Annotated in this window: 19 protein-coding genes; all 19 read left to right on the top strand. The window is 38.3% G+C overall.

Annotated elements, in window-relative coordinates:
- Nucleotides 1–43: 43 nt before the first annotated feature.
- Nucleotides 44–1160 (top strand): peptide chain release factor 2 gene (prfB, locus tag AC27FM_RS11425; protein ID WP_487088429.1). Its coding sequence is split into 2 segments (ribosomal slippage): nucleotides 44–115 and nucleotides 117–1160, totalling 1116 coding nucleotides; the frame shifts between segments, so codons are not numbered across the junction.
- A 1-nt stretch (nucleotide 1161) separates the two neighbouring features.
- Entirely contained in the window at nucleotides 1162–1824 is a 663-nt protein-coding gene (locus AC27FM_RS11420) for a response regulator transcription factor (protein WP_487088427.1), read from the top strand.
- A gap of 5 nt (nucleotides 1825–1829) precedes the next feature.
- Nucleotides 1830–3479: a sensor histidine kinase gene (locus AC27FM_RS11415; RefSeq protein ID WP_487088425.1), complete on the top strand. Its 1650-nt coding sequence runs from the start codon at nucleotides 1830–1832 to the stop codon at nucleotides 3477–3479.
- A 126-nt stretch (nucleotides 3480–3605) separates the two neighbouring features.
- Entirely contained in the window at nucleotides 3606–4529 is a 924-nt protein-coding gene (locus AC27FM_RS11410; protein ID WP_487088423.1) for a peptidoglycan recognition protein family protein, read from the top strand.
- Nucleotides 4530–4699: 170 nt separating this feature from the next.
- Entirely contained in the window at nucleotides 4700–5725 is a 1026-nt protein-coding gene (locus AC27FM_RS11405; RefSeq protein WP_487088421.1) for a glucosaminidase domain-containing protein, read from the top strand.
- Between the two features lie 220 nt (nucleotides 5726–5945).
- Nucleotides 5946–6920 (top strand): glycoside hydrolase family 73 protein, encoded by a 975-nt coding sequence (locus AC27FM_RS11400; RefSeq protein WP_487088419.1) that lies wholly within the window; start codon nucleotides 5946–5948, stop codon nucleotides 6918–6920.
- Nucleotides 6921–7057: 137 nt separating this feature from the next.
- Nucleotides 7058–7933 (top strand): phosphate ABC transporter substrate-binding protein PstS family protein, encoded by an 876-nt coding sequence (locus AC27FM_RS11395; protein WP_487088417.1) that lies wholly within the window; start codon nucleotides 7058–7060, stop codon nucleotides 7931–7933.
- A gap of 1 nt (nucleotide 7934) precedes the next feature.
- Entirely contained in the window at nucleotides 7935–8855 is a 921-nt protein-coding gene (pstC, locus tag AC27FM_RS11390; RefSeq protein ID WP_487088415.1) for a phosphate ABC transporter permease subunit PstC, read from the top strand.
- Complete coding sequence (gene pstA, locus AC27FM_RS11385; protein WP_487088413.1) at nucleotides 8855–9742, top strand: phosphate ABC transporter permease PstA; 888 nt, start codon at nucleotides 8855–8857, stop codon at nucleotides 9740–9742. Before pstC ends, pstA begins: the two co-directional genes overlap by 1 nt.
- Before the next feature lie 4 nt (nucleotides 9743–9746).
- Nucleotides 9747–10556, top strand: a complete 810-nt coding sequence (gene pstB, locus AC27FM_RS11380; RefSeq protein WP_487088411.1) for a phosphate ABC transporter ATP-binding protein PstB — start codon at nucleotides 9747–9749, stop codon at nucleotides 10554–10556.
- A gap of 12 nt (nucleotides 10557–10568) precedes the next feature.
- On the top strand, nucleotides 10569–11327 hold the full coding sequence (pstB, locus tag AC27FM_RS11375; RefSeq protein WP_487088409.1) for a phosphate ABC transporter ATP-binding protein PstB: 759 nt from the start codon (nucleotides 10569–10571) through the stop codon (nucleotides 11325–11327).
- 11 nt (nucleotides 11328–11338) lie between these two features.
- Complete coding sequence (gene phoU, locus AC27FM_RS11370) at nucleotides 11339–12016, top strand: phosphate signaling complex protein PhoU (RefSeq protein ID WP_487088407.1); 678 nt, start codon at nucleotides 11339–11341, stop codon at nucleotides 12014–12016.
- 64 nt (nucleotides 12017–12080) lie between these two features.
- Nucleotides 12081–12374: a PspC domain-containing protein gene (locus AC27FM_RS11365; RefSeq protein WP_487088405.1), complete on the top strand. Its 294-nt coding sequence runs from the start codon at nucleotides 12081–12083 to the stop codon at nucleotides 12372–12374.
- On the top strand, nucleotides 12371–12736 hold the full coding sequence (locus tag AC27FM_RS11360) for a phage holin family protein (protein WP_487088403.1): 366 nt from the start codon (nucleotides 12371–12373) through the stop codon (nucleotides 12734–12736). The genes AC27FM_RS11365 and AC27FM_RS11360 overlap by 4 nt, the downstream gene beginning before the upstream one ends.
- A 206-nt stretch (nucleotides 12737–12942) precedes the next feature.
- On the top strand, nucleotides 12943–13896 hold the full coding sequence (gene hprK / locus AC27FM_RS11355; protein ID WP_487088401.1) for an HPr(Ser) kinase/phosphatase: 954 nt from the start codon (nucleotides 12943–12945) through the stop codon (nucleotides 13894–13896).
- Entirely contained in the window at nucleotides 13893–14708 is an 816-nt protein-coding gene (gene lgt, locus AC27FM_RS11350; RefSeq protein ID WP_487088399.1) for a prolipoprotein diacylglyceryl transferase, read from the top strand. Before hprK ends, lgt begins: the two co-directional genes overlap by 4 nt.
- A 98-nt stretch (nucleotides 14709–14806) precedes the next feature.
- Nucleotides 14807–15742 (top strand): thioredoxin-disulfide reductase, encoded by a 936-nt coding sequence (gene trxB / locus AC27FM_RS11345; RefSeq protein WP_487088397.1) that lies wholly within the window; start codon nucleotides 14807–14809, stop codon nucleotides 15740–15742.
- A gap of 152 nt (nucleotides 15743–15894) precedes the next feature.
- Nucleotides 15895–16146, top strand: a complete 252-nt coding sequence (locus AC27FM_RS11340) for a helix-turn-helix domain-containing protein (RefSeq protein WP_487088395.1) — start codon at nucleotides 15895–15897, stop codon at nucleotides 16144–16146.
- A 117-nt stretch (nucleotides 16147–16263) separates the two neighbouring features.
- Nucleotides 16264–17982: a phospho-sugar mutase gene (locus AC27FM_RS11335; protein ID WP_487088393.1), complete on the top strand. Its 1719-nt coding sequence runs from the start codon at nucleotides 16264–16266 to the stop codon at nucleotides 17980–17982.
- The last annotated feature ends 36 nt before the right edge of the window (nucleotides 17983–18018 follow it).

Raw genomic sequence — 18018 nt, 5'->3', positions numbered from 1 at the left:
ATCGGCAGGCCATTTGGCCTGCTTTTTTTATAAAGGTGTAACTATGGAATTTGGAGAAATTAAAACAAAAATAAGCAATATTGAAAACAAAATCAGCCAGTTCAGGGGGTCTCTTTGACTTAGATGGTCTAGAGGAGGCCATCGCAGAGAATGAATTAAAGATGACTGAAAATGGTTTTTGGGATGATCATGATAAAGCACAAGAAGTTATTGATGAAAATAATGACTTAAAAGAAGCTTTTGATAATTTCCAAGAATTAAATGATGATTTTGAAAATCTGCAAATTTTGGAAGAGTTATATCAAGACGATCCAGATGACGAATTATTGAAACAATTAAAGAGTGACACCGCAGCATTAGAAATACAATTACAGTCTTATGAATTGACGATGCTACTCTCTGAGCCTTATGATTCTCACAACGCCATCTTAGAGATTCATCCCGGTGCTGGTGGTAGGGAATCCCAAGATTGGGGTTCAATGTTGTTGAGAATGTATGAAAGATGGGCTGATCAACATGAGTTTTCGATTGAAATCGAAGACTTCCAACCGGGTGATGACGGTGGAGTCAAAGCTGTCTCTGTGATGATAAAAGGTAGAAATGCTTATGGACTGTTGAGATCTGAACGTGGCGTACATCGTCTAGTTAGAATTTCACCGTTTGACTCAGCCGGTCGTCGCCATACATCGTTTGCCTCAGTAGATGTCATGCCAGAGCTAGATGATTCGATACATGTGGAAGTAAATGATGAAGATATACGTATCGATGTTTTCCGCGCATCTGGTGCGGGTGGACAGCACATTAACAAAACATCATCAGCTGTAAGAATCACTCATATACCAACTGGGATAGTTGTGAGCTCACAAGCACAGAGATCGCAATTGCAAAACCGCCAAACGGCTATGAGCATGCTGAAGGCCAAGCTATACCAAAAAGAACAAGAAGAACAAGCTGTAAAGAATGCAAAAATAAAAGGTGAGCAAATGGATATTGGATGGGGTTCACAGATTCGTTCTTACGTATTCCATCCCTACACAATGGTCAAAGATCATCGTTCTAATTATGAGACTGGTAACGGCCAAGCGGTGATGGACGGTGATTTGGATCAATTTATCTATGCTTACTTACAATGGAAACTTCAAGAGGAGAATCCAGATTAATATGCCAAAGAGAATTTTAGTTGTAGATGATGAAGCATCAATTCTTGAATTGATCGAATATAATTTAACTTCTAAGGGTTATGATGTGGATAGTGCCACGAATGGAGAAGATGCACTGAATCGGATACTGATGGAAAAATTTGACCTAGTTTTGTTGGATCAAATGTTGCCTAAGTTGAGTGGCATCGAAATTTTGAAAAAAATGCGTTCGGAAGGTAACTCCACACCAGTTATTTTTTTGACAGCTGTTGATGCTGAAGAGAACAAAATCGAAGGCTTGATCAGTGGTGCGGATGATTATGTCACTAAGCCTTTCAGTGTCAAAGAACTGTTAGCTAGAATCGAGGTCGTGCTGAGAAGAACATCAGATTCTGATAAGACTCATTTTGCTTTGAATACTGCAGCCAAGAGTCTGATCATCAACGGCAACGAAATCCCATTAACTCGAAAGGAATATCAGTTGTTGGAATTTCTGCTAGACAATAAAGGTATAGTTGTATCTCGTGATCAAATTTTTGATAGTGTATGGGGGTTGAATTCTAATTCGCAATTGAGGATGGTTGATATTCAAATCAGTCACCTTCGTGATAAAATTGAAAAAGATACAAAAGATCCGCAAATAATCAAAACCGTACATGGATTCGGTTATGTCTTAGAGGTGTGAGGATAATGAGGAAAAAATTAGGTCCAGTAATTGCAATCGCTATTTCTGTAATAGTTTTTATTGTACTGTCTATATTTGCCGATAATATCTTGGGGAATTCTCAAACTGATATGTTTGCGGAGGAGACTGTGTCCTATCGTGAATTGAAGAAGACACATACGCAATTGCAAGCAGCGAGATATTCCAGTCTGTCCTATGTTGACACGACTAAGCGCAGCACCAACTTAGAGAAGGGCGCATACGATCTGATACATCGTGGACGACTTTCACCGGGCCAAAATTATGTAGCCAAAAAAACATTTGGTACTCGGACAATGTACTATATGCACGGCTCCAATCGTTACGTGGTTGCCAAAAAGTACAAGCGACTTTGGAATCAAGATACCTTCTCGTTTGTCATGGTCGCCTTTATCTACTTCATAATCACTGATTCAATGATCTTGTTCTTCTATCGCAAACGTCAGTTATTGAGCGAGGATATTCAAAGTGTCACGAATAACTTGAAGCGCGTGCGCAAGAACAAAGATATGGCATCGCTGATTTTATCGCCAGACAATGAGTTGTATGAACTAGTTGAACAGACAAATGATCTAAGTATGGATATCAATGAGTTAAGAGATAATGCCAGATTGCGTGAACGACGGTTCAAGAGTTTGATCGGACACTTGCCGATCGGTGTTATGTTACTGAACTCGCAAGGCGAAGTGTTGATGCATAATCAAGCAATGGCAGGATTATTAGATGTCAATATTTCGAATGAGATTCATCCATTCATCGAAGATGTTAAGACATACAGTCTCAGTCGTATGATCGAACACACACTTCGTAAAAATAAAAATCATCATCGTGAAATTCAACTGGTTGGTAATTCACAAAAATTCGTTGACGCGAATGTTATCCGACTAGTTCACTCCCGTGAAGATTTTGATCAACAAGTTTTGGTCATACTCTACGACTTGACTGAGAGCCGTCGTTTTGAGCAAATACAAGTTGATTTTGTAAACAATGTTAGTCACGAGTTGAAGACGCCGATCACTTCGATCGAAGGCTTCTCTGAAACCTTGTTGAATGGTGCTAAGGATGATCCAGCTAAACTAGATCATTTCTTACACATCATTAATGACGAGAGCGTTAGATTGACAGAGCTGATCCAAGATATTCTCTCGTTGTCTAAGATCAAAAAGGACACTGAACAAACGCAGTTAGTCAACATGAATGATGACATCAGTAAGATCATCGACGGTCTAGCAATTACGATCAATAAGCATGGGTTGAAAGTCAAAAAGCATTTCTTCGGTAATGAGAACATCACTATTAACAAAGAAAAAATGAATCTTATTATGAGTAATTTAATTAAGAATGCTATCTCTTATAACAAAGAGAACGGGGAAATCCTGATTGAATTTCATCATGATGAAATTGAAAATCGTATTAGGTTTGTGATTGAAGATACTGGAATCGGTATCTCAGAGGATGATCAAAGTCGAGTATTCGAAAGATTTTATCGTGTGGATAAATCTAGGAGCTTGGAGACGGGTGGCACTGGATTAGGATTAGCCATCGTCAAAGAAACTGTCGATACTTTGAATGGTACGATCAGTCTCGAATCACATAAGGGATTAGGAACTAAATTCACCGTAGATGTTCCACTATAAATTTCAAAAAGTTTGGATGTAGATCCAAACTTTTTTTGTAACCAAAATGTAATGTCAAAATAGTTCGCAAGTGAATTTTTATAAGTTATAGTATTCAGGTAAGTATATAAACTAGGGGAGGTTCATATGTTTAAGGGGAAAAGAATATATATATTAAGCTTCTTGTCTATCTTGTTAGGAGTGCTTTTACTCTCAACAAATAACACCGAAGCTAAGGCGAGCGTCAATGATTATATAATCTCCAACAAAATTCAGCCAGCAAGCATTCAGTATCGTGAAGGTACATTCAGTGAATGGTTTGGTTATGAGAATGGAGTTGGAAAACCAGAAGGTGTAGTGGTCCACGAAACGGCTACTCCAGGAGTAAACGCTGAACGATTCGTTGCTAGTTTCAACAATAATTGGAAGTCTGCACAGACGTATGTTCATGCGTTCACTGATGATAAAGAAACAATCAACATCCACAGTGCCGATTATGGGGTTTGGGGAGCAGGCCCAACTGCTAACAGCAAGTACATTCAAATCGAACTTTGTCGTGTGAATGGATACGATGCCTTTGCTCGTTCGATCGCCAATGATGCGTATTATGTTGCTTCCAAGCTGATTCAATACAACTTACCAGATATTCCTGGAAAAACAGTTGTATCACATCATCAAGTAAGTTTGATGTATCATGAGACTACTCACGTCGATCCTGATACTTACTTTGCTGCTCAAGGATATAGTATGGATCAGATGAATGATATGATCGCATATTATTACAATAATCTTAAGAGTTACGGCAATGTATACGGTAGTAACGGTGGAACTAGTACCAATGAGACAAATAACGGAGCTAACAATAACAGCAATGTTATCCGCGTCAACAATGCCAATGGTAGTTATGTTCCGATCATGGCTTTGAGAAATGACGGAACTTTTGCCCGTGTTACTAACCGTGCCTTAATGAATGGGACTGACTGGCAAACTGATAAGACTAGAGAATCAAATGGTGTTACTTATCGTCGTGTTGCTACAAACGAATGGGTCGCTACTTCCTACGTCGGTTAAAATAATTCAATAATATATTTTTAAAAACTGAAATAAATTTTATTTGTTTCAGTTTTTTGTTGTTTTAATTCAAATTTGTTTAATTTTTATTTATGAAATCGGTAATTGATTGAATGTGTATTTTTCTAATAGTAGTCTGTGAACTAGATAACGTTATTAGGGGGATGCATATGAATAAAAGAGTGCTATTAACCAGTGTAGCAGTTTTGAATACCGTTGCAGCTGTGGCCGCTCCAACGGTCGTTTCTGCTGCAAGTACTAATGAGACTGTTGCACAACAATCACCAGACCAGACTAGTGATACGAATGTGATTGCTGGTCCTGATGTTAAAAAGGCGGATCCGACTATTGCTCATTCGGAAATCGTTCAGTCGGGGACTACTAATCCTTTGCAACAAGTGATAGTAGAATCATCGACAAATTATATTACATCAGCACAGCAACAAGAGTTTTTGGCTAAAGCCATCCCAATGGCTCAACAAGCTGCGTCACAATATAATGTTTATGCGTCAGTCATGCTGGCACAGGCTATTGTTGAGAGTGGATGGGGAACATCAGACTTAGCTACGATGGGCAATAATTTATTCGGTATGAAGGGTGATTATAACGGTTCTTCGATCACCTTCCCAACCGCTGAATGGAGTGCAGAACAAGGTTATTATTACATTAATGCAGCTTTTAGGAAGTATCCTAGTTTGTATGAGTCTTTTGCTGATAATGGTGATAAGATTCGTAACGGCGTTGCATGGGATTCTAGCTTTTATAGTGGAGCTTGGAAGGAGAATACTTCATCATATCAGGATGCTACAGCTTGGCTACAAGGTAGATATGCTACTGAGCCAACCTATGCTGCTATTTTGAATAATATAATCCAAATATATGGATTGACACAATATGATGATGGACAGACATCAGTTGATAATTCTGATGTGGATACTAGTATCGATGATAACACTGATAATAGTGCTCAAACTAACAGTAGCTCGAATGATGATTCGACAACGGGCGTAGTTACCGTTAAATCCACTCCATATGCTAGGATCAGTGATAGCAATGGCAAGGCGATCGGGAACCGTGCTTTAAGGACTAGTACAGATTGGTACTTCAATAAAAAATCAACCCACGCTGATGGTTCAGTCTGGTATCACGTTGCAACTAATGAATGGGTCAATGCTGATGACGTTGTCATGAAATAATTTTTAAAACTACTTTCTGAAAATGAAAGTGGTTTTTTTTAATATTTAAGGTAAAGGCAATAAAACCTTAATAAATTCTTAAAAACTGTACTCATTTACTCAGAATGTTGCAGAATTATTACACAATATTTAGTTTCTGTTACAGAACCTAAGATTCATTGAAAATACGTTTTCAAAATAGTAATCTGATAATTAGATATTATATAGGGGGATACCTTCAATGAATAAAAAAGTGCTGTTAACAAGCGTTGCCGTTCTCAACACACTGGCTGCCGTTGCTGCTCCAACGGTCGCTTCAGCTGCAACAGACACAACAAGCGTTCCAGAGTCTTCGGAACAAGTAAGTAATACAACTCAAAATAATAATAATACTAATGTAATCGCCGGATCTAATGTACAAAAAGCCGACACAACCGTTACACATTCTACAGCGGTTCAAACACAATCATCCACAAAAGCTGTTGTTCAAGCTACAAGCAGTGGCGTAACTTCAGCACAACAACAAGCATTCTTAGCCGATGCTGTACCAATGGCTCAACAAGCTGCTGCTAAATATAACTTATATACATCTGTTATGTTAGCTCAAGCAATCCTTGAAAGTGCTTGGGGCACATCAACTTTAGCTACTCAAGGTCACAACTTATTTGGTATCAAGGGTGACTATAACGGTGCCTATGTATCAATGCCTACATCAGAGTGGAGTGCTTCACAAGGTTGGTATACGATCTATGCTAACTTTAGACAATACCCAAGTTACTACGAATCATTCTTAGACAATGGTAATAAGTTACGTAACGGCGTTGCATGGGATTCAAGCTATTATAGTGGTACATGGAAAGAAAATACTTCTTCATACAAAGACGCAACTGCATGGCTACAAGGTAGATATGCAACTGCTCCTAACTATGCTTCATCATTGAACAGTTTGATTGCAACATACAACTTGGCTCAATACGATGGAACTGCTGAAACAAACAGTGGTGCTGACAATGATGCCACTACTGGTACAGTTCGTACAACAACTTCACCATATGCTAGAATCTATGACAATGATGGTAATATTGTTAGAAATCGTGCTTTGATGACTAACACTGATTGGTATTACAACAAGACTAAGACTGATTCTAACGGTACTGTTTGGTATCACGTTGCTACAACAGAATGGGTCAGCTCAAATGACATCACAGTTCTATAATTTACGATGATATTTACAAAACAGCTTCCGATTAAATCGGCAGCTGCTTTTTTTATGATTTTTTTTGTAATTTAAGCCTATTTTATACAAAAAATATACATCGTTATATTACTATGGAAAGGATAGAGGTGAGGATATTGAAAAAAAGGCTTGTTGCATTATGCGTAGTAATGCTCTCTGCAATTTTTGTTTTATCTGGTTGTTCTGGTAGCAGTGACCAAAAGACCATCACTGCTGTTGGCTCTTCGGCAGCCCAACCGTTGGTAGAACTTGCAGGTGAAGAATTCTCAAAGGAAAATCCTAACGAGTATGTAAATGTTCAAGGTGGAGGAACGGGTACAGGGTTAAGTCAAATTCAACAGGGTGCCGTTGATATTGGTAACTCTGATCTTTATGCTGAACAAAAAGACAATATTGATGCTAGCAAACTAGTCGATCATCGTATTGCCGCTGTTGGTATGGTTCCGATCGTCAACAAAAAAGTCAAAGTCGAGACATTGACAATTACACAGTTACGTCAAATTTTCTCTGGACAAATTACTAACTGGAAACAAGTTGGTGGACAAGATTTGAAGATAACTATCATCAACCGTGCTGACGGAAGTGGTACTAGATCAGCTTTTGAAGATGATGTTATGAATGACACTCAATTTGCCAGCTCACAAGAACAAGATTCTAGTGGTATGGTGCGTCAAATCGTCTACAACACTGACGGTGCTATTAGTTATTTGGCTATGCCGTATTTGAATGATACGGTTAAGACACTTAAAGTTGATAATGTGAAACCAACGATCAAGAACATCGAAAATAATTCTTGGAAGATCTGGTCATATGAGCACCTATATACTAAAGGTGAAGCTACTGGTATGACCAAAAGATTCTTGGATTACATCATGACAGATAAGATCCAAACTAAAGTCGTGAAAAAATTACAATATGTTCCGATCAAAGATATGCAATATCAAAAAGATGACAAGGGTAATGTAACACCTGTTTCAAAGGGGGCAAAGTAGTATGAAAGATCCGATTAGAGAGAGTCTGACGAAAAAATCAGTTTCAGCCAAACGCGAAACTCGAGGGAAAATAATTTCATTTAGTTTTACCGCAATTATCGTAATTTTGGTTGTAACTATCATTGGATTTGTTGCCTCCCGTGGTTTGATTATTTTTATCAAAGATGGTGTCAATCCAATTAATTTTTTGACACATTCAGTTTGGTCTCCAAATAAGCTAGATAGTGCTGGGCATCCGATCGTAGGTGCTGCACCGATGATCGTTGGTTCATTTGCAGTTACGCTGATTGCAGCACTGATAGGAACACCATTTGCAATTGCTGCTGCCTTGTTTATGACAGAAATTTCTCCAAAATGGGGACGTAAGGTTTTGCAGCCAGTAATTGAATTATTAGTTGGTATTCCTTCAGTTGTTTATGGTTTCATCGGTTTAACAATTGTTGTTCCGTTTGTTCGAAAAATCGCCGGCGGTAGTGGTTTCGGTATTTTAGCAGGTTCATTTGTACTGTTTGTTATGATCTTACCAACTATTACTTCAATGTCAGTTGATGCACTCAAGGCTGTTCCTAGGTATTATCGTGAAGCATCATTGGCACTTGGAGCAACTCGTTGGCAAACAATCAACAAAGTTATCCTCAAGGCAGCTACGCCGGGGATTTTGACAGCAGTAGTTTTTGGTATGTCACGTGCCTTCGGTGAAGCGTTAGCTGTTCAAATGGTTATTGGTAACGCAATGCTATTGCCTAACAATCTAGTATCACCATCCTCAACACTAACCAGTGTTTTAACAATGAACATGGGTAATACGATCATGGGATCGACGCCTAACAATGCATTGTGGTCATTAGCGTTACTATTGCTTCTTATGTCATTGCTATTTAATTTTGTCATTAGATTAATTGCAAAGAGAGGTAAGATGTAATGTTCAGTGAAAAAGTAAAAGATAAAATTGCCACAGGCGTTATTTATGCAATGTCTGGCATCATTGTTCTGATATTGGCTGGTTTACTGTTATACATTTTGGGTAGTGGTCTACGTTATGTTAACTGGCACTTCTTAACATCAGGATCAAAAGCCTTTCAAGCAGGTAGTGGTGTCGGGATACAATTGTTCAATTCATTTTTCTTATTGATCTTATCAATGTTGATCTCAATACCGATTTCAATTTCTGCTGGTATTTTCTTGTCAGAGTATGCCGGTAAAAACAAATTGATCGAGGTCATCAGGATTTCTATCGAAGTACTAAGTTCACTACCTTCGATCGTTGTTGGTTTGTTTGGATTTTTGATCTTCGTAATCAGTTTTAAATTTGGTTTTTCGATTTTATCAGGTGCGTTGACGTTGACAGTCTTCAACTTGCCGATCTTAACGCGTAACGTTGAAGATTCCCTAAGATCAGTACCTCAATCACAGCGTGAAGCTGGATTAGCACTGGGATTATCAAAGTGGGAGACCGTCTTGCATGTTATAATTCCTGATGGACTACCAGGAATCATCACTGGTATGATCATTGGTGCTGGTAGAGTCTTCGGTGAAGCCGCTGCCTTGATTTACACAGCCGGTCAAAGTGCTCCACCACTGGACTTTACCAACTTTAATATTTTCAGTATTACTAGTCCGTTGAATCTAATGCGTCCAGCCGAAACATTGGCGGTTCACATTTGGAAAGTCAACTCTGAAGGACTTATCCCTGATGCGGTTCAAGTGTCGGCAGGAGCTTCAGCAGTTCTGATAATTGCGGTATTATTATTTAACTTATTATCAAGATACATCGGTAACTTAGTCTACAAAAAAATGACAGGAGAGTAATTTTATGGATAATCAACAAGGCGAAGAACAATTTATTCATCATCTAGATGAAGAAGACCATGAAATTGCCATGTCAACTAAGGACCTACAAGTGTTTTATGGCGAAAAGGAAGCGATGCATAATGCTAGCTTACAATTTGAGCGATACAAGATAACATCCTTGATCGGAGCTTCAGGTTCTGGGAAATCAACTTTCTTGCGGTCTTTGAATCGGATGAACGATAATGTACCTGGAGCAACGGTTAAGGGTCAGATCATTTACCGCGGCTTGGACATCAATAAGAACGATGTAGATATCTACGAAACAAGGAAACATATAGGGATGGTGTTTCAACGCCCCAATCCCTTTGCTAAATCTATTTACGAAAATATAACTTTTGCTCTTAAACGTCACGGTTTGCATGATAGAAAAAAGCTAGATGAAATCGTGGAAACGACGTTGAAACAAGCCTCACTCTGGGATCAGGTCAAAGATGATCTGAACAAGAGTGCAATGGCGCTTTCTGGGGGACAGCAACAACGTTTGTGTATTGCACGTGCAATTGCGATGAAACCGGACATCTTATTGATGGATGAACCGGCAAGTGCACTTGATCCAATTTCTACTTCCAACATTGAAGAGACAATGCTCAATTTGAAGGATCAATTCACGATCATCATCGTTACACACAATATGCAACAAGCTGCAAGAATTAGTGACTACACAGCATTTTTCCATATGGGACATGTTGTAGAATTTAACGAAACCAGAAAAATCTTTACTCGTCCAAAAATTAAAACGACGGAAGATTATGTTTCAGGACATTTTGGGTAGGAGGATCCACCTTTGGCAGAAAAAATTTTAACATCTTCGGATGTACACCTATTTTATGGTAAGAAAGAAGCACTGAAGGGAATCAACTTAGATTTCAACAAGAACGAAATCACCGCTTTAATCGGACCTTCAGGTTGCGGTAAATCAACATATCTTCGCTGTTTGAACCGAATGAACGATTTAATACCGGACGTAACGATCACCGGAACTATTTCATTAGATGGTAAAAATATTTACGCACCTAACATTGATACGGTAGAATTAAGGAAGCAAGTCGGAATGGTATTCCAACAACCCAATCCTTTTCCGTTCTCTGTTTATGATAATGTAATCTATGGATTACGCTTAGCAGGTATCAGAGACAAACAAGTGTTGGATGAAGCAGTGGAAACGAGCTTGCAGAATGCAGCCGTCTGGGATGACGTGAAAGACAAACTACATCAGAGTGCATTGTCACTATCTGGTGGTCAACAACAAAGAGTCTGTATTGCTAGAGTTTTAGCAGTGAAACCTGATATCATTCTATTAGACGAACCAACGTCTGCGCTTGATCCAATTTCTTCAGCCAAGGTTGAAGCTACTATGTTAAACTTGCGTGAAGACTATACTATTATTACAGTTACACATAATATGCAACAAGCATCAAGAATTTCTGATCGAACAGCGTTCTTCTTGAATGGAGAATTGATCGAAGCTGATAAAACAAAAAATATCTTTTTGAATCCAAAGGAAAAACAAACTGAGGATTATATCTCAGGAAAATTCGGATAGGGGGCAACGGTATGCGTAGTACTTTTGAAGAACAACTTAATGATTTGCATTTAAGATTTTCAGAGATGGGTATGATGGCTAGTGAGGCTATTATGAAGTCCGTGAAAGCTTATATTAATCACGATAAAGCACTAGCTAAGGAAGTTATTGAAAAAGACGCTTATCTCAATAAACGCGAGATGGATCTAGAAAAAGATTCATTCGAAATGATTGCATTACAACAACCTGTTACATCAGATTTACGTATGATTGTTACGGTTTTGAAAGCTAGTTCTGACTTGGAACGTATGGGCGATCATGCTGTAAGTATTGCTCAGGAGACGATTAGAGTTAAAGGGAAGACACGTATCCCTGAAATTGAAAAATTGATCAGTGAAATGGGCGACATGAGTACTAGTATAGTCGAAGATTCATTGGAAGCTTATCTGAAAAAAGATGGTGGTATGGCAGAGGAAGTGGCACAACGCGATATCGAGATCGATGATAAGAGTAAGATGATCAATGAATTGTGTATAAAAGATATGCAAAAGACTGCCGACAATGTTTTGAGTGGTTCGTCTTACATGTTGGTAGCCAGTTACCTCGAACGTGTTGGTGATTATGCAACTAACATTTGTGAGTGGGTAGTTTACCTTAACAGTGGACATGTTATTGAATTGAATCGTAAACATATGGCGGACTCAAATTAGGTTGTTGGTTGAATTCACCATAACTATGTTGTATATTTTTCAGACAAAGTTGAGGTGAAATTTCTTGAAAAAACATATGGCGAGATCTAGCACTAATAGAATGCTTGCCGGAGTGTGCGGTGGCATAGGTGAATATTTTGGAGTGGACTCAACTTGGATAAGATTGGGCTTGATTTTTATTACTCCATTCACATACTTATTGACGATTCCAGCCTATATAATTTTCGTCTACCTGATGCCTGAAAAACGCAACATCCAACAAACAGACTTTGATAAATCGTATAATCCATATAATCGAGTTAATAAACGGATTCGAAAAATAAATAATACGAAAGAGCGGAGTGATAAAAACAAATGAGACTTTTAATCAAAATGTTGACCTATACTTTACTGTTCTTGGCAATTGCTAGATTATTGCCGGGAATGTTTTATGTGAACAGTCTAGGAACTGCTATTTTAGCTAGTTTTGTATTAATAATCTTAAATTGGACTATCAAACCAATCCTGCATATTATTTCACTACCAATAACGTTCATAACCTTCGGGTTATTCTCGTTCGTTATCAGTGCGGCTACTTTGGAATTGACATCGACATTGATGGGACCAAATACTTTTCATTTTAGTAGTTTTGGTGCTGCTGTAGTTGTTGCAATCATCCTAGCGATTTGCAATTCGATTATTAGTAACTATGCTTCAGATAATTTCAATAAAAGACTTTGAGAACGAATGTCAAAGAAGTACCTTTTTGAAGTGAAGCTTTCAAATTGAAGATATAATATGCTGTTATCTGGATGGCAAGTTGTCGGTATTCAACCGCTGACTTGCCATCTTGTTTTATTTTGGTTTTCTTGATTCAGCTCAATACTTTTATCGGGATGAAAATGATAGAATTGTAAGTAATAATAAAAATTAGCGAGGGTTGTTTTATGACAAGTTTTGTTACGGTATCTGAATTAGTTAAAGAAAATAATTTAAAAGTTTATGGTGGGAAAGAACTTTTAGATAAAAAAAGAGTAACTACAAGTGATATCTCACGTCCGGGAATCGAATTAACAGGGTACTTTGACTATTACCCTAGTGAACGTATTCAATTGTTCGGTCAAACAGAATCAGCATATTCACATTCGATGACGGCGAATAATCGTTATAAAGTCATGCTAGAGATTTGTCGAGAAGATACGCCAGTATTGTTGATATCTCGTGACATTCGACCAAGTGACGAACTATTGCGAGCTGCTAAAGAACACGGTGTTCCAGTTATTGGGTCAGAATTACCAACTACTAGACTTTCAAGTATGGTTACTGAATACTTGGATCAACGATTAGCACCTAGAGAGTCGATCCATGGTGTTTTAGTCGATGTTTATGGAATTGGCATCTTACTTACTGGTCACTCAGGAATTGGAAAGAGTGAGACAGCACTAGAATTAGTTAAGCGAGGTCATCGTTTGATAGCTGATGATCGTGTTGATGTTTACCAGCAAGATGAAAAAACAATCGTTGGTGAGGCACCAAAAATCCTGAATCATCTTCTTGAGATCCGTGGCATTGGAATCATTGATGTGATGAACTTATTTGGTGCCGGAGCTGTTCGTCAAGAGAGCAAGATCTCATTGATCATAAATCTGGAAGATTGGTCACCTGACAAAAATTACGATCGTCTAGGTTCGATGGAAGATAATCGTCCGATTTTTGATGTCCAAGTTCCGCAAATCACCGTGCCAGTTAAGGTCGGTCGTAATATTTCAATTATTATCGAAGTTGCCGCAATGAACTTCCGTGCAAAGAATATGGGATATGACGCCACGAAGAAATTTGAAGAGAACCTCGGTTCACTGATCAAAGAAAATACTAAACACGAAGAAGAAGGTAACAAATGAGTTTATTAGCATTAAATCCGATAGCCTTTAATCTGGGCGGACTAGAGATCCATTGGTACGGTATTATTATTGCCTTGGGAGCTTTGGTCGGAGTGGTTATGGCGATGTCCGAGGCTAAAAAACGTGGTATCGATCCCGATAATATTTTGGATTTAGTCTTGTGGGGAGTACCTATCGGCTTAGTAGGTGCACGCTTGTACTATGTGATTTTTGAATTGCCATTTTATCTAGCTAATCCGGGTGAAATCATCAAAATATGGCATGGAGGCATTGCCATTTATGGTGGATTGATCGCTGCAGGGATCGTATTATACGTCTTGTGTAAGAAACGAGGTATCTCGGTTTGGTTGATGTTAGATATAGCCGCTCCGTCAGTCTTAGTTGGACAAATCGTCGGCCGCTGGGGTAATTTCATGAATCAAGAGGCATTCGGTGCTAAGACTAGCCTTATCTTTTTGCAGTCATTACATTTGCCTAATTTTGTTGTTGAACAGATGTACATCAACGGTGCTTATCGTCAACCGACATTTTTGTATGAGTCGTTTTTCAATCTGATCGGGTTGATTATTATTTTGGCTATCAGGCATCGTAAGCAATTACTCAAACAAGGAGAAGTTTTCTTATCCTATTTGATTTGGTACCCGACAGTACGATTTTTCGTTGAAGGTATGAGAACTGATAGTTTGTATATTTTGCCCGGCATTAGAGTCTCGCAGATGTTATCGGTGATCTTATTCATCGCCGCTATCAGTATTTTTATTTATCGCCGTCGCAATGTTTTTCGATTGCCGTGGTATGTTGAGGCAAAATAATGGATATTTATTTTGAAAATGGTAAGATTTTAAAAGTTGAGACAGATAAGTACATGTGTTTGCTTATCTGCAAATATATATAAGAGGAGGTACTATTAATGAAAACATATGACGTAGTAGTTATTGGTGCAGGTCCTGGTGGATTGACCGCCGCTCTATATGCATCGAGAGCTAACTTATCAGTAATGATTCTGGATCGCGGTATTTATGGTGGTCAGATGAACAATACCGCTGAGATTGAGAATTATCCTGGGTTTGATTCTATTTTAGGACCAGACTTGAGTGAAAAAATGTATAATTCATCAACTCGTTTTGGTGCCGACTTTGGTTATGGTGCTGTAGAATCAGTTGAGGATAAGGGAACGACTAAGATCGTTCATACTGATGATGGAGACTATGAAGCAAAAGTTGTCATTATTGCTACTGGATCACAATACAAGAAGATCGGCATTCCCGGCGAAGAAGAACTCTCTGGACGTGGTGTCTCATACTGTGCTGTATGTGACGGTGCCTTCTTTAAGGGCAAAGACGTTGCAGTAGTTGGCGGTGGAGATTCCGCTGTTGAAGAAGGTGTTTACCTAACACAACTAGCTAAGTCAGTTACGATTATCCATCGTCGCGACCAATTACGTGCTCAAAAGATCCTTCAAGATCGTGCATTCAAGAATGACAAGATTAAGTTTGTTTGGAATGCTGATGTAAAAGAAATCGTTGAAAAAGACGGCAAAGTCGGTGGAGTTCGTTACGTTGATAAGGAAACTGGCAATGAACACGTTGTTCCCGCTAGTGGAGCCTTCATCTATGTGGGAATCCAACCTATGACAGATTCATTCAAGAGTCTGGGTATTCTTGATGCTGATGGTTGGATCGATACAACTGACCATATGGAGACAAAAGTACCCGGTGTCTATGCTATTGGTGATGTAAGAAAGAAAGATCTACGTCAAATAGCAACTGCCGTTGGTGACGGTGGAGTTGCGGGTCAAGAAGCCTTCAATTACATTCAAACATTAGGTGACAAAGTTACTTCTTAATTGAGATAAAGACAATAAGTCTGGGATAACATTCCTAGGCTTATTTTTTTACCCACAATAATTAAAATATTTTTGTCGAAATTGACTTCACTTCTAACTTGTTTAAACATATAATATGTTATGAATTAAAGATAAGGATTGGAGTGTTTTATATGCGCGAATTTATAAATGAAAGTAACCAAGTGTTTCAAGATTCTGAATTGAATATTCACACGAATTTAAAATTACTCCGTCAAAAATATGGGGTAACTCAAAAACAAGTGGCAGAAGTTTTACACATTGATGTAACGACACTATCTCACTATGAAACAGGAATTAGAGTGCCCGATATTGAAACTTTGATCAGGTTAGCAGATTATTATGGCACGACAGTTAACTGTATTATAAGTTGTGAAGCAATTTAGAATTAAATAACTCGTTATTAAGGTAACGGGTTATTTTTATGTGTATTTTAAGCTCTACTTAAATTTTATTGTTATAATAAAAATGTGTAAGTACTTACAAATTAGGAGGACCGTTTAATGTCTTGGCAAGAAACAGTACAACAATGGTTAGATTACAAGGAATTAGATCCTGAGTTAAAATCTCAATTAATTGAATTACAAAATGATTCTGATGCATGCGAAGAAGCTTTTTATGCTCCTATGGAGTTTGGAACCGCTGGTATGCGTGGATTGATTGGACCTGGAATCAATCGGATGAATATTTATACTGTTCGTCAAGCCGCGGAAGGATTAGCTGCATTCATGGACACTTTAGATGATGCACAGAAGTCACAAGGAGTGGCTATCAGCTATGATTCACGTTATCATTCACAAGACTTTGCTTATGAATCTGCAAGAGTCTTAGGTGCGCATGGGATTCACAGTTATATCTTTGATAGCTTGCGTCCAACTCCAGAATTATCATTTGCAGTGAGAAGTCTCCACACATATGCCGGAATCATGATCACTGCCAGTCACAATCCTAAACAATACAACGGATTCAAGATCTATGGACCTGATGGGGGACAGATGCCTCCAGTAGAGTCAGATAATATTACTAGCTTCGCACGTAAGGCCAGTGACCTATTTGCTATTGAAACCAAAACCGTTCAACAATTACGTGCTGATAAGTTATTGACGTTGATCGGTGAAGATGTTGATCTAGCGTATCTAGAAAAACTAGATACAGTAGTTGTCGATCACAAGCTGATTGAAGAAGTAGGGGACAAGATGAATTTTGTCTACACACCACTTCACGGTACTGGTAAGATGATTGCTCCAAGAATCTTTCAAAAATTAGGATTCAAGAACTTCTCAATGGTAACTGAACAAGCTATTCTTGATCCAGAATTTGAAACGACACCATTCCCTAACCCTGAGTTTGCTCAAACATTTGATTTAGCAATTGAAAAGGGTAAAAAAATCGGTGCTAATATTTTGATCGCTACTGATCCCGATGCTGATAGATTGGGTGCGGCTGTTCGTCAACCAGATGATTCATACAAATTAATGACTGGTAACCAGATTGCTTCGGTATTATTGAATTATATTTTGAACGCTAAAAAAGAATTAGGACAATTACCAAGTAACGGTGCCGTAGTCAAATCCATCGTTTCTTCAGAACTAGCAACGGCAATTGCTAATAAGTATGCTGTCAAAATGTACGATGTTTTGACAGGTTTCAAATATATCGCTGAAAAAATTCAGAGCTTTGAAGATACTGGTAGTCACGAATTCTTATTCGGATTTGAAGAGAGTTATGGTTATTTAGTTAAACCATTTGTTCGTGATAAGGATGCCATGCAGTCAACTATTTTATTGGCTGAAGCTGCTGCTTATTATGAATCAAAGGGTAAGACGATCTATGATGCACTAGAAGATTTATATGCTGAATTTGGCTATTACCGTGAAAAGACCATCTCAAAGACTTTTGAGGGTATTTCAGGTAAGGATAGAATGAAGGCTATCATGAAACAATTCCGCGAAGAAGGTATCAAAGAAATCAACGGTGTTGATGTAGTGGAATCACTTGATTATTTGAATCAAACTGACAAAACTGCCGATGGTGTCAAAGAAACTGGCTTGCCAAAAGCTGATGCACTGAAGTTTATTTTGGAAGATGGAACTTGGGTAGCAATTCGTCCTTCTGGTACTGAGCCTAAGATGAAATTCTATATTGGAATTACTAGTGACAGTGATAACAATGCCGCAGTTAAGATCGATAACTTTGCTAAGGTTATTGAAGGTTGGGAATAATAATTAATAATTAGTTAAAATCCGAGACAAGTTAGA

Source organism: Companilactobacillus sp. y65-5 (genome assembly GCF_057541095.1).
Note: the sequence above shows the minus strand (reverse complement) of the source record. Positions and strands in the feature narration are given on the sequence as shown.